Annotated in this window: 18 protein-coding genes and 4 tRNA genes; 15 read left to right on the plus strand and 7 right to left on the minus strand. The window is 37.7% G+C overall.

The features are described from left to right. The first annotated feature begins 32 nt into the window (after window positions 1-32). Window positions 33-2267, plus strand: coding sequence for a type IX secretion system anionic LPS delivery protein PorZ (gene porZ, locus KSK37_RS07350; protein ID WP_217200494.1), 2235 nt, complete (start codon window positions 33-35; stop codon window positions 2265-2267). After that, entirely contained in the window at window positions 2267-2956 is a 690-nt protein-coding gene (gene recO, locus KSK37_RS07355) for a DNA repair protein RecO (RefSeq protein WP_217200496.1), read from the plus strand. The genes porZ and recO overlap by 1 nt, the downstream gene beginning before the upstream one ends. Window positions 2957-3034: 78 nt before the next feature. Here recO and KSK37_RS07360 read toward each other — a convergent pair whose 3' ends face one another. Further along, entirely contained in the window at window positions 3035-3757 is a 723-nt protein-coding gene (locus KSK37_RS07360) for a hypothetical protein (RefSeq protein WP_217200497.1), read from the minus strand. A gap of 59 nt (window positions 3758-3816) precedes the next feature. On the opposite strand from KSK37_RS07360, the gene KSK37_RS07365 reads away from it, so the two are divergent. Beyond that, window positions 3817-4254, plus strand: coding sequence for an RNA-binding S4 domain-containing protein (locus tag KSK37_RS07365; protein ID WP_088359765.1), 438 nt, complete (start codon window positions 3817-3819; stop codon window positions 4252-4254). On the opposite strand, the gene KSK37_RS07370 is transcribed toward KSK37_RS07365, so the two are convergent. Further along, a complete protein-coding gene (locus tag KSK37_RS07370) occupies window positions 4251-4760 on the minus strand; it encodes a shikimate kinase (protein WP_217200499.1) in 510 nt (169 codons plus the stop codon). The genes KSK37_RS07365 and KSK37_RS07370 overlap by 4 nt on opposite strands. 126 nt (window positions 4761-4886) lie before the next feature. On the opposite strand from KSK37_RS07370, the gene KSK37_RS07375 reads away from it, so the two are divergent. The 3 genes from KSK37_RS07375 to KSK37_RS07385 all read left to right on the plus strand — a co-directional run bounded on the left by KSK37_RS07375 (window position 4887) and on the right by KSK37_RS07385 (window position 5203). Next, window positions 4887-4959, plus strand: a tRNA-Lys gene (locus tag KSK37_RS07375). 38 nt (window positions 4960-4997) lie between these two features. After that, window positions 4998-5080, plus strand: a tRNA-Leu gene (locus tag KSK37_RS07380). Between the two features lie 50 nt (window positions 5081-5130). Next, window positions 5131-5203 (plus strand) — tRNA-Lys (locus KSK37_RS07385). A gap of 101 nt (window positions 5204-5304) precedes the next feature. On the opposite strand, the gene panC is transcribed toward KSK37_RS07385, so the two are convergent. Next, on the minus strand, window positions 5305-6153 hold the full coding sequence (panC, locus tag KSK37_RS07390; RefSeq protein WP_088359767.1) for a pantoate--beta-alanine ligase: 849 nt from the start codon (window positions 6151-6153) through the stop codon (window positions 5305-5307). A gap of 193 nt (window positions 6154-6346) precedes the next feature. Here panC and KSK37_RS07395 point away from each other — a divergent pair, with 193 nt between their 5' ends. From KSK37_RS07395 to KSK37_RS07430, 8 genes are all read left to right on the plus strand, one after another. Further along, complete coding sequence (locus tag KSK37_RS07395; protein ID WP_088359768.1) at window positions 6347-7117, plus strand: glycogen/starch synthase; 771 nt, start codon at window positions 6347-6349, stop codon at window positions 7115-7117. A 14-nt stretch (window positions 7118-7131) separates the two neighbouring features. After that, window positions 7132-8685, plus strand: a complete 1554-nt coding sequence (locus tag KSK37_RS07400; RefSeq protein WP_217200501.1) for a DUF4270 family protein — start codon at window positions 7132-7134, stop codon at window positions 8683-8685. 29 nt (window positions 8686-8714) lie between these two features. Continuing rightward, window positions 8715-10568 carry a glutamine--fructose-6-phosphate transaminase (isomerizing) gene (gene glmS, locus KSK37_RS07405; protein WP_217200503.1) on the plus strand — a complete coding sequence of 618 codons (1854 nt, stop codon included), beginning with the start codon at window positions 8715-8717 and terminating at the stop codon, window positions 10566-10568. Window positions 10569-10679: 111 nt separating this feature from the next. Further along, window positions 10680-12095: a T9SS ring complex lipoprotein PorK/GldK gene (porK, locus tag KSK37_RS07410; RefSeq protein WP_088359771.1), complete on the plus strand. Its 1416-nt coding sequence runs from the start codon at window positions 10680-10682 to the stop codon at window positions 12093-12095. Between the two features lie 60 nt (window positions 12096-12155). Beyond that, window positions 12156-12842: a type IX secretion system motor protein PorL/GldL gene (porL, locus tag KSK37_RS07415; RefSeq protein ID WP_088359772.1), complete on the plus strand. Its 687-nt coding sequence runs from the start codon at window positions 12156-12158 to the stop codon at window positions 12840-12842. 53 nt (window positions 12843-12895) lie between these two features. Next, a complete protein-coding gene (gene porM, locus KSK37_RS07420; RefSeq protein ID WP_217200505.1) occupies window positions 12896-14461 on the plus strand; it encodes a type IX secretion system motor protein PorM/GldM in 1566 nt (521 codons plus the stop codon). Window positions 14462-14712: 251 nt separating this feature from the next. After that, complete coding sequence (gene porN, locus KSK37_RS07425; protein WP_088359919.1) at window positions 14713-15591, plus strand: type IX secretion system ring subunit PorN/GldN; 879 nt, start codon at window positions 14713-14715, stop codon at window positions 15589-15591. A 78-nt stretch (window positions 15592-15669) separates the two neighbouring features. Then, window positions 15670-16701 (plus strand): NAD(P)/FAD-dependent oxidoreductase, encoded by a 1032-nt coding sequence (locus KSK37_RS07430; protein ID WP_217200507.1) that lies wholly within the window; start codon window positions 15670-15672, stop codon window positions 16699-16701. Between the two features lie 35 nt (window positions 16702-16736). On the opposite strand, the gene KSK37_RS07435 is transcribed toward KSK37_RS07430, so the two are convergent. After that, window positions 16737-16823, minus strand: a tRNA-Ser gene (locus KSK37_RS07435). A gap of 67 nt (window positions 16824-16890) precedes the next feature. Beyond that, on the minus strand, window positions 16891-17910 hold the full coding sequence (locus tag KSK37_RS07440) for an asparaginase (protein ID WP_217200508.1): 1020 nt from the start codon (window positions 17908-17910) through the stop codon (window positions 16891-16893). A 209-nt stretch (window positions 17911-18119) separates the two neighbouring features. On the opposite strand from KSK37_RS07440, the gene KSK37_RS07445 reads away from it, so the two are divergent. Further along, window positions 18120-18785: a TrmH family RNA methyltransferase gene (locus tag KSK37_RS07445; RefSeq protein ID WP_217200510.1), complete on the plus strand. Its 666-nt coding sequence runs from the start codon at window positions 18120-18122 to the stop codon at window positions 18783-18785. A 241-nt stretch (window positions 18786-19026) separates the two neighbouring features. On the opposite strand, the gene KSK37_RS07450 is transcribed toward KSK37_RS07445, so the two are convergent. Both KSK37_RS07450 and tsaD read right to left on the minus strand, forming a co-directional pair. Beyond that, window positions 19027-19722, minus strand: a complete 696-nt coding sequence (locus KSK37_RS07450) for an RsmE family RNA methyltransferase (RefSeq protein WP_217200511.1) — start codon at window positions 19720-19722, stop codon at window positions 19027-19029. Between the two features lie 2 nt (window positions 19723-19724). Next, window positions 19725-20768 (minus strand): tRNA (adenosine(37)-N6)-threonylcarbamoyltransferase complex transferase subunit TsaD, encoded by a 1044-nt coding sequence (gene tsaD / locus KSK37_RS07455; protein WP_217200512.1) that lies wholly within the window; start codon window positions 20766-20768, stop codon window positions 19725-19727. Between the last annotated feature and the right edge of the window lie 2 nt (window positions 20769-20770).

Genomic DNA, 20770 nt, shown 5'->3' on the forward strand with positions numbered 1-20770 from the left:
TTTTATTGACCATTAAGAACACAAATAAACACATGAAAAAAATATTACCGTTTCTATTCCTTGCATTCTCTTTATGTAGTACTGCGCAGGTTATTTCTTCCAGTAAATGGACCGATTTGTTTTCGTATAATAATGTTTTGGCGATTCGGGAAGACAGCGGGAAACTTATCGCTGCTACAGAAAACGGAATATTCTTTTATACTCCAGCTTCCGGCGAGCTTAAAAAGCTTTCGAAAGCAAACGGTTTACACGAGGTGAAAATTTCGGCATTCGATTATAATCCGGAAACCAAAATTGGTTTGGTAGGCTATAAAAACGGTTCAATGGACGTGATTACGCCGGACGGAATTACTTATATTGTTGATATTCCTATTGCTACAGGTTATAGCGGTGATAAAAAAATCAATCACATTTCAATTACGGGAAATCTTGCGGTGATTTCGGTGGGTTATGGTGTTTCGGTATTTAAGCTGGACAGGAAAGAGTTTGCAGATTCTTCATTTTTTCTGAACGGCGGAATTTATGAAGCAGCTAAAGAGGCGGTCATTAAAGACAATTTTGTTTACGCGGTTACTGCAACAGGTTTAAAATCGCACGAAATGAACGTTACCTTTCCAATATACTCTACCTGGACTACGGTCGCGACGGGTAGTTTCAGTCAGATTGCTACTGGGAGTGTTGTCGCTTATGCGAGCGGAACTGCAGTGAAATTCGGTGACGGGAATACATTTACCAGTCTCCCAGGAAGTTTTTCTAATATTCAGGATGTCGTGGTGACTTCCCAAAACATCATCGTTGCAGATAATACCACCGTTTCAGTTTTCACCACTTCCGGAACATTTGTAAAATCATATGATGCGGGAGAACAGTTAAACACCGGTTTTTATTCAAATTCTCAGGTTTACGCAGGATCGAAAGTTTCAGGAATGAAGAATGAAGCGGGCGATTTACTGAAACCGGACGGACCGTATAATAATACTTCTTATAAGATTGATCTTCGGGGAAGTCAGATTGTGATTTCGACTGGAGGACGAGATGCTTATAATGATGCGATCATTAGGAATTTTGGTTATTACCATTTTGATGGAACTAAGTGGATCTATCCCGACTTATTCCGGAACACCAGCGTTCCCTATAATGTATTAGATGCGGTGATAAATCCATCTAAACCAAGCGAGATTTTCTTTACTAACTATACTGGTTATGACGGCAGCAAAGGTATTTATCGTATGGATAATGATCAGTTTGCTAAAATTTATGCAAACTTGGGTGGCGCTTACAACAGGGTAGTAGGCCTTACTTTTGATGAAAATAATCAGCTTTTTGTTTCACAATGGAGTGCAAACGGCACTAGCGGACAGATTGGTTTTTACCATTATATTCCGGCTTCGGATCAGTTTGGTCAGGTTTCTTCTACCTCGGCTGGGCTTGTTCAAAAGCCATTTGTAAAAGATGGAATTATCTTTATTCCAGCTCCCTTCTTTTCCAGTGGAGGTTTACTAATCTATGATTATAAAAATACGCCTTCTTCTACGTCAGATGACCGTTTTAAAATTCTTAGAAAGGGTAATAACCTTCCCGCAGATGGGGTGGTTTCGGCAATTATAGATAAGAATGATGACATTTGGATCGGAACCAGGATTGGTCTCCGAATCATCAGTAACCCTTCTGCTATTCTAACTGAAGATAATCCGCAGGCCAGTCCAATTATCATTGAAGAGAATGGTTTAGGTGAAGAACTTTTTCGCGACAGTCATATTTTGCAGATCGAGGTCGATGCCGGAAACCAGAAATGGATATCGATTGATGACGGTGGTGTTTTTTACTTAAGTTCAAATGGCGAACAGACTCTTAAACATTTTACCAAAGCAAATTCCCCTCTTCCAAACGATAACGTTACCGATATTAAAGTAGATAATGTTACCGGTAAAGTATATTTTGTAACACTTGACGGAGTTATGGTTTACCAAGGTGACGTGCTTAATGTATCTGAGAATTTCGGTGATGTATTGGTTTATCCCAATCCGGTAGTTTATTCCAAGTTTAAAGGAAATGTAAGCATCAGAGGATTGGCGGAGAAGACAAATATCAGAATCACCGATGCAGCCGGAAATTTGGTTCACCAGGCCGTTTCAAGAGGCGGTTATTACGAATGGAATCTTAATAATCATCGCGGTGTTCGTGTGGCTTCCGGAATTTATTTTGTACTGATGACCAATGCTGACGGAACCGATAAAGCAACGGCAAAAATCGCTGTAGTGAATTAATGCATAATCAGACATGCTTTTTGCTTTCTTATGTGAAATACGGAGACAACGATGCTGTTCTTCACTGTTTTTCAGCAGAGGCAGGTTATCAGAGTTTTTTTGCAAAAGGAATCTATTCATCAAAAAATAAAAAGAAACCATATCTGTTTCCACTTAATCTGCTGAATATTACGGTATCAAAAACCAATAATCAAAGGGGAATTTCTACGGTTTCGAGATTAGAATTGGCGCCCGGATTTTATGATTTTGATGATGTCAGGATTAATTCGATTCTGTTTTTTACAGCGGATTTTTTGTATCAAATCTTAAGAGTAGAGCATCAGAATGCCCGTGCTTTTAAAGAAATAGAATCTTTCAGAGAGGAAATTGCTTCAAATAATTACGATGGATATATTTCATTAATCTTTCAGTTTTTGATAATTTCAGGCGTTGCACCGCTATTTAAGGATGAAAAATATTTAAATCCAGAATCCGGAAATTTTACCCAGGAAATAGCACATCCTTTTTTTACTGAAGAAATCTCCAGCATCTGGAAGACGTATTTAACCACCCAAAATATTTATGAAATTCAACTAAAGAGGAAAGTTAGAAATTCTTTTTTAGATTCGCTGATGATCTATTACCATCTTCATTTTTCTGGATTTTACACTCCAAATTCATTAGCGGTTTTAAGGCAGATTTATGAATAAATTAAGAGTGTTTAAATAAACTACAAAAAAAGTTCCTCAAAAGAGGAACTTTTATATTTTTAAATCTTTATAGAGAATTTATCTCGGTTCAGCAGAAAAAGTGCTTTTATATACCTGAAAATTGAAAACAAAACTTCTGTTTCTGAAAGAAATCCCCGTGTAATTGAAATGGGCATCTCTCGCAAAAGCAGCTCTGGAAGGAACAATAATTACACCCTGCAAATTGTAGTTGCTTTCGTCAGGAATATCAAATGCTTTGAATTTTTTAAGGGCTTCCTGAAAACCTTCAATTTCATAATAGCTACTCTGCTTTGCAATATCACTTGTTGCAGCATCTCTAACTGATTTTTTTACGTAATAATAGGCAGGATCCGCTTCCGGTACGCCAGTACCTGAAATGGTGTTTCTAAATACAGAAGGCGAGGAAAAAGATACCTTATTATCGGTATTGGTTGCCACGTAAGTTATGGTATTGGTCATCAGCCGAATGTTGTCATACTGAGCGATCACTGTGCCCGGGTTAGGCTGCGCGCCAGGTCTTGCAATGTAAATTACCCCTGAAGGTAAAGTTACCGGACTAAGGTCTGCTAATTTTACATTCACTGTATCGGTGGCGACAAAATCCTTAATATTTCCTTTTGCATCCAGATAATGGGTATCAAGAAAATTTTGTGCAGCCTGGTCGTCATAACTGTTCTGTGTTTCAATGCTTACTTCTTCTACGGTATCAACAGCATCGTCCTTTCTACATGACACGAGGGCAATAGAAGCTAAAGCCAGAAATAAGTATGTTTTTTTCATTTTTAATATTATCATTAAATTGCTAAAAATTTTTAATCCAGCAAAAGTATAAATAAAATATGAGAATTGATAAATTTTTATGGTGTGTCCGTTTTTATAAGACAAGAAGCATCGCCGCCGATGAAATAAAGAAAAACAGAGTTTCTGTAGGTAGCCAAACCGTAAAATCTTCAAAAGAAGTAAATCCCGGTGATCTTATTAAGATCAGGAAGAACCAGATTGACTATCAGATAAAAGTCTTACAAATCCCAAAGAGTAGGATAGGAGCAAAGCTGGTCCCTCTACATATTGAAGATAAGACTGATAAAGAACAGCATGAAATTTTAAAACAGCGCAAGCTTGCCCAGGATTATTACCGAATCAAAGGAGAAGGCCGGCCTACGAAAAAAGACCGCAGGGATATGGATGATTATATAGAAGGTGATAACAGCACTGACATGGAAGATGGAGACTGGGATTTATTCTTCAGTGATGTGGATGAAAACAAGGAAGATTAAATAAGTGTCAGGATTTCATCTACAATCTGCTCAGGTTCTTTTCCGTCTGTATCAATGGTGAATTTCGCTTGTGAATAGTAAATGTTTCTTTCGAACAGGTGTTTCGCGATAAATTCAGGTAAATCCTCTTCAGCAATATTTACAACTAAGGGTCTCTTGTCTTTTTGTTTCAGAATTCTCTCAGTAAGATTGGTTACAGAAGTCCTCAAAAAAATACTTTCCGAGTGTTGATTGATAATTTCCATATTGTTGAAGTAAGCCGGCGTTCCACCACCAACGCTCAAGATACAGTCTTCGGAAGAGGATAAAACTTCTTTCAAAATCTCATTTTCCTGTTTGCGGAAATAGATTTCGCCTCTTTTTTCAAAGATTTCGGGGATAGTCATTTTGTTTTTCAAAGAAATTTGCCGGTCAAGGTCAATTAATTTAAATTTTATTTTATTGCTCAAAACTTTGGAAATGTGTGATTTACCACTACCCATGTATCCTACCAGTGAAATTATCATGTTTTAATTTTGTACAAATTACCAAAAAAATTTTGAGATTTTAAAAAAAGGCCTATCTTTGCACCACTTAAAAACAGAGAATAATTATTAAATAATCTTTTTTAATTGTTTGTTTTAAAGGTGACCGACTCGGTAGCTCAGCTGGTAGAGCAATACACTTTTAATGTATGGGTCCTGGGTTCGAATCCCAGCCGGGTCACAAGCTTAAAAAGTTCCGTAACCTTACGGTTTTTTTTAGCCTGCGTGGTGAAATTGGTAGACACGCCATCTTGAGGGGGTGGTTTCCTAAGGATGTGCTGGTTCGAGTCCAGTCGCAGGCACAAAGCATCAGCAATAAGCATCTTTTAAATTGCTTATTATTTTAAAAACCGACTCGGTAGCTCAGCTGGTAGAGCAATACACTTTTAATGTATGGGTCCTGGGTTCGAATCCCAGCCGGGTCACAAATTTACCTTTCGGGGTAAATTTTTTTCATATTAATATTTTGTGATTTGGTGCTCAAAAGTCTTCTTGTTAGGAAGACTTTTGACGTTTTTAGGCGGATTTAATCCAAATGCATATTGTCAATCAGCCTTACGTCACCAACGAAGACTACGATGAAAGCCCGGAAGTTTCTGCCCTTGTAGAAAAAATCTGTTTCTTTTAAGGTAGCTTCATCAGAAATTTCGAAATACTCCAGTTTCATTCCGCGCTGTTCATCAAATATATCCTGTACCCGTTTATTGATCTCGGGAATGGAGATCACTCTGAACCAGTCATTTACTTTGACTAAAGTTTCGTGGATGATTTTAGCGGCCTCTTTTTCTGTGGTGCTCAGTCTTTGGTTTCTGGAGCTCATTGCCAGTCCGCTTGCTTCGCGGTGTATCGCAACACCGTGGATTTTGATGGGAAGCGCTAATTTTTCAGTTAATTTCTTAATAATAGCCAGCTGCTGATAATCTTTGTCACCGAAATAGGCATTATCAGGTTTTACCTGTCTAAAGAGTTCCTCCACCACAGTTCCAACGCCATTGAAGTGTCCGGGGCGGAATTTTCCTTCCATTTCATTTTCCAGACCGTCGAAATCATATTCTTTGCTTTTAAGGCCTTCAGGATAAATATCGGAAACCTCGGGGATGTAAACTGCGTCAACAAACCCTGATTGTTCTAAGGTTTTGATATCCTTGTCAATATTTCTCGGATACTTTTCTAAATCAGCCGGATTATTGAATTGGGTAGGATTCACGAAAATGGATGAAATTACAAGATCGTTTTCTTTTCTTGCAGCTTCATAAAGGGAAATATGGCCTTGGTGAAGGGCACCCATTGTTGGAGCAAATCCTATTCTTTTGCCCATTTCTTTCTGTCGTTCGATAAAATCGAGCAAAGTTTTTTTGTTTTTAAAAATTTCCATGGTTTATAATTATCCGTGTAAAAATAAGAATTTCCTCAAAAAAAAGACCTCGTGAAGAAAATTATTTCGCATTAAATCGGGTAATTTTAAATATAATTATTAAAATTTATTAATTAAAAAATATTCGCTTAAAATTTTGTAATTTTGCGAAGCAGAATATTCTGCTTTATTAATAAGAAGAACGATAGAATTTATGCCGAACCAAAAAATATTATATGTCACCACGGAGATGTTTCCTTACCAGGAAGATAACAATATGGCGACAATGGTGAGTAAAATGGCTCTCAAAATGCACCAGGAAGGTAATGACGTACGGGTATTTATGCCAAGATTTGGCCAGATCAGCGAACGGAAATTTCAGCTTCACGAGGTCATTCGTCTTTCAGGGATGAATATTATTATCAACGACCTTGATCAGCCACTGATTATTAAAGTTGCTTCCCTGCCTGGAGAAAGGCTGCAGGTTTATTTTATCGATAACGAAGAGTATTTCAAGAGAAAACAGTTTTACACTGATGACGACGGAAAGCCTTTCGAGGATAATGATGAACGGGCAATCTTTTTTGCCAGAGGTGTTATCGAAACCATTAAAAAACTAAACTGGGTGCCCGATGTGATTCACCTTAATGGCTGGATGGCTTCTTTCATTCCCATTTATCTGAAAACATTCTATAAAACCGATTCTTATTTTAATGACACTAAAATAGTTCTTTCTGTTTATAATGAAGAAGATGCGCCGCTTTCTACTTCTATAGAAGAAAAAATGAATTTCGACAATATTAATTCACTTAAAGCGTTTAAGAAACCGAGTTTTCAGCAGTTTGTCATCGAAAGCATGGATTTGGTGGACATGGTAGTGAAAGGTGACGAATTTCTGCAAGACGAACTGGATCAGGCTTTTGATAAAACCAAAACTGCAAAATCAGAATATTTAGATGCTCAATCAATCGAAACGTTATACTAATCAATTTAAATTTAATGATAAAAAATATTAAAAAATTATTCAATATTACTGCAACACTGGTAATTGGAAGTTTAATTTTATGGAATTGTGAGCCCGATGCAGATCAACTGGGTTCTCAGTTTTTTCAGGATGGTGCTAAAGGTACTGATACAGCCTATACTGTGATTGCCTATAATGTAAATAATGGTGAAGCTGTAAGATCGGATGCTGCGAGACTTCAGAGTGCAACTTTGGGTGCATTTAATGAGCCTCAGTTTGGACTACAGAAATCTGCGTACGTTTCACAGGTACGTTTGTCAAGTTACAGTCCGGATTTTGGGACTAACCCGGTTTTGGATTCTGCGGTTCTGGTAATCAAACCGATTTATCCTACAGATTCTGCTACTACAACTACTGTTGAAGATTATATCTATCCTGTTGGAGCGGTTGCTGCGAAGAAAGTTGTGACCAATTATCCTGTCAGTAAATACGGTAGAACAAAGATTAACGGAAAAACGATATTCAATATTAAAGTACATGAAGTAAATGAATTTCTTGGGTCTGCTGCTGACTCAATTATGTCTGACAGAAATGTTGCCGTGGGTAATGTAATCGGATCTAAAGTTTTTGACGGGACGATTAATTCTATCAAAATCACTAAAGATTCAGATAACAGCGAATTATTTGTAAGAGATGTCTCTCTTAGAATACCTATGGACAGTACATTTATGCAGAATAAGATAATTAAGAAGGGATCATCTCCGGAATTATCAGATGCTGCGTCGTTTATCAGATATTTTAAAGGTCTGCAGATTTCTGTGTTGGAAAATGACGGATATATATTCAGTTTTGATCCAAATACAGTTACTGTTAATCTGTACTATAAAAAGGATAAGGTGGAAAATGGAACAACAACACGGGAGCCGGCGGTTTATTCACTGGATATGGGGTCATCAAATGCTCATTTCAGCCAAATTACCAATAATCGGGCAGGAACTCCATCAGCTATTGCGCTTACACCACAGGGGCAGGATGCCGTTACAGGAGTTCCAAAAATTTATGCACAAGGAATGGGAGGACCAGGAATTGGTCTTAAAATTCCTGAAGCTACCATTGCAACTATAAAAAACATGTTTCAAACAAAAAAGATAGGTATTATTTCCGCTAAGCTGAGACTTTATACTGACCAGAGTACGTGGGATAATAAATATCAAAAGCCCTCTTATTTTGTCGTAAAACAAAAGGATTTAAATACCTACCTTGAAGATATGAGCACTTTGGCAAATACAGGAGTTTACAGCCTGGTTAAAGCTTACGATTTAGATAAAAGTGAAGCACATTACGATATTGGCATTACTCAGACTTTCAAAAACATTATTGAAAAAGAAGCTATTGCCAAGGATTTCATTCTTAATGTAGGCAGTTATACCACTGATGCAGCTGGTAATCTTTTGGGTGCACTCAATATAAAAAACTCACAAGATTATAATACCAGGGCATACACTCCGAACAGGGCTGTCTTTGTAGGCACCGACCCCAATAATATCAGCAAAAGCGCAAAATTAATTTTGACGTACGGAAAAAAATAAATTTTTAAGAATTAAAAAATAAGTAATATATGTGTGGTATTGTAGGATATACTGGTTTTCAGGATGCATATGAAGTAGTAATTAATGGTCTTCGGAGATTAGAATACCGGGGTTACGATAGTGCAGGAATCGTTTTAGAAAATGGTAATATGCATTTTGATGTATCCAAAACAAAAGGTAAGGTTGACGATTTAGTTGCTATTTCTGAAAATCTTATAGGTAAAGCTCATGTAGGAATGGGACATACCAGATGGGCAACACATGGTGTGCCGAGTGACAGAAACTCACACCCGCATATTTCGAACAACGGTAAAATTGCTTTGGTGCATAATGGAATCATTGAAAATTATGATACCATAAAAATTATGCTTACAGAAAAGGGTTTCACTTTTCATTCGGAAACCGATACCGAAGTTTTGGTAAATCTCATTCAGTTTTTTATGGATACCAATGCTGAAATAGATTTCCCTGCAGCAGTACGTTTTGCACTGAATGAAGTGTATGGCGCGTATGCAATAACTGTGATGCATGAAGATTTTCCAGGATTGCTGGTAGTAGCAAGATTAGGTTCGCCGCTTGCTATTGGTCTTGGTGATAAAGAATATTTCATTGCTTCTGACGCGTCTCCTTTTGTTGAATTTACCAAAGAGGCGGTTTATCTTGAGGAAGGTCACATGGCAACGATTTCACTTGAAAACGGAGTTGATATCAGAAATATTAAAGATAACGAAAAGATAATTGCTGAAATTCAGGAGCTGAAGTTAAGTCTTGAGCAGATTGAAAAAGGAGGCTACGAGCACTTTATGCTTAAAGAAATTTTCGAACAGCCAAAATCAATCCACGATACACTGAGAGGCAGATTGCTGGTTGAAGAAGGTATTATCAAAATGGCTGGAATCTGGGATCATCTGGACAGAATCAGCCAGGCACAGAAAATTACGATTATTGCGTGCGGAACTTCTTGGCACGCCGGACTAATTGGTGAATATCTCATTGAAGAATTTGCAAGAATCCCCGTAGAAGTTGAATACGCTTCGGAATTCCGTTACAGAAATCCTATTATTACGGAAAAAGATGTGGTAATCGCAATTTCACAGTCAGGTGAAACTGCTGATACCATGGCTGCAATAAAAATGGCTAGAGAAAAAGGAGCTTTCATTTACGGGATTTGTAATGTAGTGGATTCCTCAATTGCAAGAATAACGGATGCAGGGTCTTATACCCACGCAGGTCCTGAAATTGGAGTGGCTTCTACAAAAGCATTTACTGCGCAGCTTACCATTCTTTCTCTAATTGCATTGAAATTAGGCAAGCACAGAGGCCATTTGAGTAATCAGGAATTCATGCGATTAATTACAGAACTGGATGCACTTCCGAAAAAAGTGGAGGAGGTTCTTGAAACCACCCACGAAATTACTAAAGAAATTGCTAAGAACTTTGTTGACGCTCAGAATTTCCTTTATTTAGGTAGAGGATATAATTTCCCGGCAGCGTTGGAAGGAGCATTAAAGCTTAAAGAGATTTCATATATTCACGCTGAAGGTTATCCAGCTGCGGAAATGAAGCACGGCCCGATTGCACTTATCGATGAAAATATGCCGATTGTTATCATTGCTCCTAAGCAGGGACATTATGATAAAATTGTAAGTAACGTTCAGGAAATTAAAGCTCGGAAAGGAAAAGTAATTGCGTTGGTTAACAAGGGTGATACACAGGTTTCCTCAATGGCAGATTATGTAATTGAATTTCCGGAAACCTCAGAATGTTTCTCTCCGATAATCGCATCTGTACCTTTGCAGCTTTTAGCTTATTATATAGCAGTTTATAGGGGTGCAAATGTAGATCAGCCTAGAAATCTGGCAAAATCAGTAACTGTCGAATAAAAGAAATGTTAATTCATATAAAATAATCCAAGCAATTTTACGTTTTGCAAAAAAAAACGCAATTGTTTTTCCAAAAAATTATATATTTACCGCTTAATTTCAAAAAATAGCATGAAAAGAATATTTCTTATATTATTATCAGCGTCTGTCATAATCTCTTGTTCTAAAGGAGGAGGATCATCAGCAGGAAAGCCCGGACAAAAAGGAGAATTAGTACCTAAAGGTAAATCAAAATCCTTCGTTGCTCAAAGACCTTACGGAATGGTTTCCATTCCTGCAGGTTCATATGTTATGGGTTTAGCCGACCAGGATTTCACCAATACTCCTGAAAAAGCAAACTTGAAAACCGTTACAGTTTCATCATTTTTTATGGATGAAACAGAGATTACCAATGCAGAATACAGGGTTTTTATTAATTATGTAAGAGATTCTGTTGCCCGTTCATTATTGGCGGAAGCTGCAGGAGATGGTGGTTCTACTGGAAATGGAGCATCCATAGGAGATTTTGCCTATGCATCGAAAAAAGCCGGTGATACAAAAAATGCTTATCAGGAATTCATGGAATCTCAGGGTGGAAGAGAAGGATATGACGAATCTAAAAAATTAGACTGGTCAGTTCCGCTCCGTTGGAAAACTTCCGATTACCCGGACGCACAATATGCTGAAGTACTTGAAACGATGTACATTCCGCCTGCTCAGAGAATCAATAATGAAAGAATTTTAGATACCAGAAAATTACTTTACGCTTATAACTGGGAAGATATTGAATCTGCTGTTAAAGACAAATCAAGAGGTACAAAATATTTAAAGAAAGAAAGTATTGCGGTTTATCCCGATACTACGGTTTGGATCAAGGATTTTAATTATGCTTATAACGAACCGCTTTATGATGGATATTTTTGGCACACTGCCTATAAAAGTTATCCTGTTGTAGGAGTAACATGGGATCAGGCAAGAGCTTACTGTAATTTTAAATCTAAATTAAAATCAGATTACAACGAATCTCTGAAAAAGAAAAAACAAAAACCAATGGCATTCCGTCTTCCTACTGAAGCAGAATGGGAATATGCTGCAAGAGGAGGTAAAGAAAATGCAACTTATCCTTGGGGCGGACCTTATTTGCAGGATGACAGAGGTTGCTATTTAGCGAACTTTAAACCGAAACGTGGTAATTACATTGAGGATGAAAAGAAAGGGACTTACACCTATACCGCACCGGTAAAAAAATTCCCTAAAAATGGATTTGGTTTGTTTGATATGGCAGGAAACGTTTCGGAGTGGACCGAATCTCCTTACAACAACTCAACTTATCAGTTTGCCTCTACTTTAAATCCATACTTGTCGAATCAGGCTTACAAAGAGCCAAGAAAAACGGTAAGAGGAGGATCCTGGAAAGATGTAGGATATCTTTTGATGACCGGAGCAAGAGATTATGAAATGAAAGATTCTGCGAGAAGTTATATAGGATTCAGAACAGTGCAGGATATTCCGGAAGGAACAGCAAAATTCAAAAAAAGAACAAACTAAAAGTTTACGAAAAAACAAAAAACCAAATAATAATTATTAACTACTAAAAATTCAAATAACATGTTTAAAACAAAAGAGGCTACATATAACTTTATCTATTCAATAGGAGCCGCAATCGTAATCATCGGAGCTTTATTTAAGCTTACCCACTTCAGTATCGGTCCGCTTACAGGAAACGTAACCCTATCAATTGGTTTGATCACTGAAGCTATCATTTTTATCATTTTCGCATTTGATGCGCCAAAAACTGAAGAGTCTTACGCATGGGAAAATGTTTATCCAGAGTTGTTGGATAGAAACGCAAACCCAAATCCAGTTCACTCAAGTTTAGGTATTAAATCTGCAGAAGTAAAAGAACTTGAAACTTCTTTATCTGATAAATTGGACAAAATGCTTGAAGATGCAAAATTAGATGTTAGCTTATTCGAAAGATTAAGAACTGGTATCGATAATTTCTCTAATTCAGTAGATCAGATTAATAAAACTGTAGACGTTACAGGTGCCACCCAAAAATATAACGACCAGTTAACTTTAGCTTCAAGTCACTTGGAAAGCATGAATGCTTTGTATGCACTTCAGTTAGAGCATGGTAAAACACAGTCTGAATACAGCAAAAAGTATGTTGAGGATATGATGAAATCTGCTGCTCATTCAGAAAAATTCAACGAAGAATTATCAGGACTGACTTCTAACCTAAATAATCTTAACAGAGTTTACGGCGGAATGCTTAGCGCAATGAAATCATAGTTTTCTAACCATTTATAATTAAAATTTAAAATTATTAACAAAATTTACTAAAAATGGCACAAGGAAAACAGACGCCTCGTCAGAAGATGATTAACCTGATGTATCTGGTTTTCATTGCGATGCTTGCAATGCAGATCGATCAGGAAATCATTAGGTCATATAATGATACCAACCAGACGCTAACCGATACGAGAGGTTTAGTAGAAGAAAAAAACGATAAGATTTTCAAGAAAACATTAGAAGCTAAAGCTGCTAATACGCCCGAAACTTACGCTAAACCATTAGCAGACTATCGTGCTTTGGAAGCTAAGACTAATGATTTGGTTACCTTTATTGAAGATTTGAAAACGAAATTGAAATCGGAATCCGGTTATGACAGCAATGTTAGTGTAGACGATAATTTTACCGCATTAAATAATACAGAACCAGCTTCTTCATTATTTTTTAATGGAAGTGAAACAGTTCCCTCAAAAAATGCAACAGACTTAAAAGCCAAAGTTGAAGTTTTGAAATCATACATTACACAAACTTTCGCTTCTGCTTCAGATATGAAGCCAGTTGTTGACAGAGCAAACAAAACTCTTGTAACAGAATTCCCCAATAAAGAAACAAGAAACGGGAAAAATTGGTTGCAGTATAAATTTTATGGACAGCCTCTTATTGCGGCGCTTTCCAATTTAGAAGTTATGCAGTCGGAAGCAAGAAATCTGCAGTCTGATGTTTTAATGACTATGCTACAGGAAAAAGTAGATGCAGATATTAAATTTGATGCTTATCAGGCAATCGTATCGGCTCCGACTACTGTAATTCAGGGAGAATCTGCTCCGGCATCCGTTGCTATTGGTAATTATTCCAGCAGTGTTCCAGGATTATCAATGCCTGGTTTATCGGTACAAAACGGACAGGGAACTACAAACCTTAATTCAAGTGCTTTGGGTGATCATAAGTTTTCCGGAACGATTTCCTTCACTGATGTAAACGGTAAAGTTATTTCACTTCCTTACGATCATACCTACAAGGTAATTGCAGGTGCACAGGAACTTAAGGCTCAGAAAGGCGCAATCGTAACTGCAGATAAGATGAACGTTTTATACCGTGGATTACCTAACCCGATCTCTGGTTCGATTTTGGGAGCAGACATGTCAGGAATTTCATTGTCAGCTGCGGGAGCTTCTGTTAGCGGAAGTGGAGGTAAATGGATAGTTACTCCGGGTGGAGGTTCCACCGTAAAACTTACGATCTCAGGTAGAGATCCAAAAGGCGGAGTAATTTCTCAGGCTTTTGATTTCAGAATTAAAAATGTTCCGCCACCGGTTGGAGAAATCCAAGGGAAATCAGTGGTGTCAATGCCTGCAAGTTCAATTGCTAATCAGCACGTTTCTGTGGATATGCCAGATTTCGACTTTCCTGTAAGCTTTACAGTAAACAGTTTCATGTTTAAAGTTCAAGGAAAAGCTGGTATGATGGTTTCCGGAAACTCAATGAGTTCGGTAGCTGCTCTAACCAAAAGTTTAAGATCTGGAGATATTGCTTACATATACAATATTCAGGCAACTGCAACAGGACTTGGCGGACAGACATTAAAACAAATTCCGCCGGTTGTAATAAACGTACAATAATTACGTTATTGATTTGATATTATATCTGTCATTAGTATAAAAATTTTATAATGAGAAAGTTCATATTTTTATTTCTTGCGTTGAGTTTCCTGTCTGTTCAGGCTCAGACGAAAAAGAAAACAACCAAGAAAAAAGCCAAGGCAAAAACCACGAAAGTGGCCAAACCTGTGGAAGAAGCTCCTATAGTTGAAGCACCTGTTGTTGAAACACCTGCTGCCGGTGCAGTGGTTGATGATACTCCAATTACTTCAATGTCTATACTAAATGCCAAGTCTCCTGAGTCTTTCAGAAAATACAGAGAACTTGGGTTGATTAAGAAGGGAGATTCAATGGTGTCAAACAAAGTTACTCCTCTTAAATATGGTTTTATTGAAGATAAAGACATTTTGAAGAGTATGGTAGTTTGGGAGATTATCGATATGAACGATAAACTGAACCAGCCTTTCTATCATAATGAAGACGGACTTGTTTCTCAGAACAAATCTTTATACCAGATTCTTTTTGATGCTATTAATGACGGCAGAATCAAGGAAGTATATGATGATGAAATGTTCCAGACAAGACTTAGTCCTGACGCGATTCAGTCCAGAATCAAAAACTCTGTAATGAGTGATGCAGGAATTGACCGTCTTAACGAAACCGGAAAATTAACTGAAGCTGAGAAGAAAGAATTTACCAACGTTTATGAAACCAAAACTGAAAATGTGAAAGTTTTGAAGATTAAAGGAATGTGGTATATTGACAGACGAGACAGCCAGATGAAATACAGACTGTTGGGTATTGCCGCTATGGGGCAGGATCCTTCAACAATGGGTCAGTTTGGACCTGACGGACAGCCTTTAGCTTCAAAAGATGAACTGATTGACCTGTTCTGGGTTTATTATCCGGACGCAAGAGAAGTTTTAGCGAATTCTGTAGTTTTCAACAGCAAAAACCTAGCTTCTGACATTACTTTCGATGATATCTTGAATGCGCGAAGATTTTCTACCGTGATTTATAAATCAGATAACGGATTAGGAAACGGAGTAATTAAAGATTATATCCCGCGTGATGCTGATGCTCAGCTAGAGGAAAGTGAAAGAATCAAAGGACAGATCCTTCAAATGGAAAACGACATGTGGAATTATTAAAATTCTGCTTGAAAATACCACAAAACCTGAGTACCTTTACTCAGGTTTTTTTTATGAATTCCTAAGCGATATTTAAGAATGAAAAATGTAGATTATATCATTGTTGGCGACGGATATGCGGCATTGTTTTTTGCCCATCAGTTAATACAGAACAGGAAATCTTTCGCCATATTCTCAGAAGGCAGAAAAAGCGCTTCACAGGTTTCTGCAGGAATCATCAATCCATTGGTTTTAAAGAAATTCACCACATTTTGGCTTGCTAAGGAACAGATCGATTTTCTGCACGAAACACTTAATGAAATTGAAAAATATACCGGTACCAATTATTTAATTGAAGAAAATATCCGCCGCATCTTTCATGATGAGCAGGAAAAAGCACTTTGGCTCAGCAAGTGCGAAACGGAGGAGCTGAAGCCATTCCTGAATCCTGATTTCGAGACGCTGGAAACGATCAGAAATCCGTACGGAACAGGTTCGGTGAACAAATCCGCAAGACTTAATGTAGATGGGTTTTTTAGAGACTTTATGAGCTATTTTAAAGAAAACGGTTTATTAGTTGAGGAAAAGTTTGATTATTCCCTGCTGACCGAAAATGCGTATAAAGATTTTCAATTTAAAAACATTGTATTCTGCGAAGGAATGGGCGTAAAAGGAAATCCTTATTTTTCTCAGATCCCAGTAATTCCGAACAAAGGACACCATATAAAAGTTAAGCTTTCGGAGCGGTTCACTCATCAGTATACCCTTAAGAAAAAGCACTTTCTCTTCCCTCTAAATGATGAAATACATTATTATGGCGGCACGTATGATCCCAACGAAAGGCCTGAAGAAATTGATGATTTTAAAACAGAAGAGCTGATCACCGGTCTTTCTGAATTTTATCCTCCGGAGTTTCAGGTAGAAGAAGTAAATTTTGGCTTCAGACCTACCGTAAAAGACAGAAGACCAATTTTAGGAAATCATGCGGAGCACAAGAATTTCTACGTCTATAATGGGCTGGGAGCGCGCGGAATCTTGAACGGATGTTATTTTTCTAAGGAACTTTATGATCACATAGAAAATGGAAAATCGCTGATGCCTGAAGTTGATTTGAAGAGATACAACAAATAAAAATCTTTGAAGAAAACTTCAAAGATTTTTATTTGCAGAGAGGAAGGGATTCGAACCCTCGATACAGTTACCCGTATACTAGCTTTCCAGGCTAGCTCCTTCAACCACTCGGACACCTCTCTAATTAGGATTGCAAAAGTAACTTATTTAAACGAGATTTGAAAGGTCAATCTAAAAAAAATGTAAAATTTATAGTACTGAAACTTCACCGCATAAGTTTTTTGCAAAATTCTCGGCAAAACTTCCCTTGTAATCCGGATTGTCCAGAAGATGCATTGCTTTGGTAATGGCACTTTCTGCCGTCATATCATTTCCGCTGATCGCGCCGATTTTTGTAAATATGTTCGAATTGGAATACTTTCCGAATGATATTCCGCCAGAAACACATTGCGAAACCACTACGATTTCAGTACCCTGATCCCTCAGCATCTGAAGGGTGTGAAGCGTTTTTTTACTGTTAAAAATTGTCCCCGATCCGAAAACCTGTAAAATTAAAACCTTCATATTGGGAATTTCGGAAAAATGCTCAAGATGCATTCCAGGGAAAATACGCCAGAAGAGGACATTTTGGGAAATATGGGTATCAACTGTAAATTGCTTTCCCGTTTTCGAACGCCACAAAAAGTCTTTTTCAATATTTAAATGAACACCGGATTGCCCTAAAACAGGATAGTTCGGTGTCTGATAAGCATCAAAATATTCCGCCGAATATTTGAGCGTGCGGTTTCCGCGCAGTAATTTATATTCAAAATAGACCGCAACTTCCTGAATTACCGCGTCATCATTTTCGTAAAGACTTGCGTAATACAAACTCGTCAGAAGATTTTCTTTCGCATCGGTGCGCAAATCTCCAATCGGTAATTGGGAACCTGTCAGAATCACCGGTTTAGTGAGATTTTTCAACATAAAACTCAATGCAGAAGCCGTATATGACATGGTGTCGGTTCCGTGAAGAATGACAAAACCGTCATAAAGATTATAATTTTCACCAATTAATCGGGCAATAATTTTCCATTCTTTCGGGCCCATATCTGAGGAATCCAGCGGTTTTTGGAAAGAATGAACAGAAACTTCACATTCGATCAGTTTCATTTCGGGAAGTTTCTGGAAAATATTTCCAAAGTCGAAGGCACGCAGACTTCCGGTTTCATAATCTTTTTCCATGCCGATGGTACCGCCGGTGTAGATGAGAAGTACTTTTCTTTTCATAAATTCAAAAATACATATTTTAAGCTGAATTCAAATGATTTGGGCGCCTGTTTCCGTCTTCCACTCCCGCTTTTTTGCTTCGCTGCGCTTCGCAAAAAGAGCTCCGTTCAAGCCGGGGCGCGGTCCCGGTTCCCAGTGAAAGTCTTTTGATACAATGCAGTCACGGAAACATACACAGATCCGTCGCAGAAAATCCTTATTTTTGACAAATGAAAAATCAGCAAACCTTCGACTATCTCAAGCAGTTTTTAACCGACGAACGCCTCAGTAAAATTGAATATTATGCAGAGGAAAGTTCAGATTTTGTATTGCCGGTCATGGAAGATATTTTTCAGTTCCGTAATGCAGCAGCGATTGTGCGGTCGGTAGAAGCGTGTGGTTTTCATAAAATCGTGGCAATGGAAAGCGAAAACGAATTCAATCCAAATCTTCGCGTCACCAAAGGAGCAGAAACCTGGGTGGAAGTTGAAAAACTTCCTCACAATCTGGATTCTTTGAAAGAAATAAAAAACCGCGGCTATAAAATTCTTGCCGTTTCTCCCGAGAAAAACGCAACAATGCTTCCTGATTACGAACTCAAAGAACCTGTCGCATTGGTTTTCGGGACTGAAAAAGAAGGCGTCACTGAAGAAATTCTCGATTTTGCCGATGAAACTTTAGCGATACCAATGTACGGTTTTACGAAGAGTTTTAATGTTTCCGTGGCGGCGGCGATTTGCTTTTATGAACTAAAACAGAAGCTCATCAAATCTGATATTGATTATAAGTTATCAGAAGAGAAACTCTGGAAGATGAAAGTCCGCTGGGCGAAAAATTCAATTAACAGCGGGGATCAGATTTTAGCAAAGTATTTACAGGAAAGCAGTGTTCACTAATTTAGAAAATCATGATGACTGTAAAAAGAATAGCATTTGTTATAATATTTTTAAGTATAATTCTACTGGTAAGAAATATATTCCAATTAAATTTTAATGATTTAAAAGGGAACGAATATTCAGGTATAGCTTCGAATATATTATTAATTGGTGGAATGATATTTACGATCATTGGCTTAAGAAAAAACAAGTCTTAAACTAGGATTCAATAACAGGAAATATTCTTCTGCTTGTGAATGTTTTAATCCATCATTTTAAAATAATTCCATGCTGCGACAAAAACGCCGGCAGTTTCAGTTCTGAGCCTTTGGTTCCCGAGAGAAACAGCTTTAATTCCTTTGTCTGCCAACATTTGGATTTCCTTATCAGAAAAATCACCTTCGGGACCGATTAAAAAGGTAATTTTTTCCTGTGGATGGATTTCCTTTAAATCGATTCTTTCCAGATTTTCATTACAATGCGCGACAAAAGTGGTTTCCGGATCTAAAGTTTTAATGAAATCTGAGAATTTTGTCAGGTCGTTCACCATCGGGAAATGAAACCTTAAGCTTTGTTTGGATGCCGCAACACTTTGTTTTCTCAGTTTGTCAGTATTAAGATTCTTTCTTTCAGTTTTCTCGGTTTGAATTAAAGTAATTTCAGAAACAGCCATTTCCGTCGCTTTTTCAAGGAAAAATTCAATTCGGTCGATGTTTTTTGTCGGTGCGATGGCAATGTGAAGCTGTGTCGAAAAATTAGGAAGATTTTCTTTCACCTCGCTGACATCAAGTGAAACCTTTTTTCCTTCAAAAATCAGATTTCCCGCCGCTAAATTTCCTTTCCCGTCGGTAACATTGATCTCTTCACCTTCTTTCATTCTCAGCACTTTCACAATATGCTGCTGTTCTTCCTCGTTAATCTTTACCTGCGGGAAAATTTCACCAAAAAAAAGTTTCATGCTTACTCAGATTTTTGATTAAAACTTTCTTCAATATCATATCTCGCAGTTGCCGACACCGACAGATCTGAAAACTCGCCGCGGTCAAATTTAAGTTTCGCTACCATTGCGATCATTGCAGCATTGTCGGTAGTATATTCAAATTTGGGAATGTAAATATTCCAGCCTAATCTTTCTGCATTTTTCTGCATCGCTTGTCTGAGCCCGGAATTTGCGGAAACTCCTCCGGCAATGGCGACATGATTGATGTTTAAATCTTTTGCTGCTTTTTCCAGTTTATCCATCAGAATTTCAACAATTGATTTCTGAACAGAAGCAGAAAGGTTTTCAATATTTTCCTTAATGAAATCCGGGTTTTTCTTGATTTCTTTCTGAATGAAATATAAAACAGAAGTTTTAATTCCGCTGAAAGAATAATCATATTTTTCTAATCTTGGCTTATTGAATTTAAAGGAGTTGGGATCTCCTGCCTTCGCCAGTCGGTCGATAATCGGACCGGCAGGATAATCAAGATCAAATATTTTTCCAATTTTATCAAATGCTTCACCGGCCGCATCGTCGATTGTTTTGCCGATAATTTCCATATCGAAATAGTCTTTCACCAGCACAATCATCGTGTGTCCGCCGGAAACGGTAAGGCATAAAAACGGAAATTCAGGGGGCATAATATTTGCATCGTCGATAAAGTGTGCTAAGATGTGTGCCTGAAGGTGGTTTACTTCAATAAGCGGAACGTTAAGACTCATTGCTAAAGATTTGGCAAACGAAGTGCCTACCAGAAGTGAACCTAAAAGTCCCGGACCGCGTGTAAATCCCACGGCAGAAATATCTTTTTGTTGTATATTTGCTTTGCTGACGGATTTTTCGACAACAGGAATAATGTTTTGCTGATGTGCACGTGAAGCCAGTTCGGGAACTACGCCACCGTATTCGTTGTGTATTGCCTGATTGGCGGCAATATTCGAAAGGATCTTATTTCCCTGGATTATTGCAGCTGAAGTGTCGTCGCAGGACGATTCTATCCCTAAAATTATTGAGTCGCTCATAA

It is taken from the genome of Kaistella soli, from assembly GCF_019038595.1.
Classification (GTDB): Bacteria; Bacteroidota; Bacteroidia; order Flavobacteriales; family Weeksellaceae; genus Kaistella; species Kaistella soli.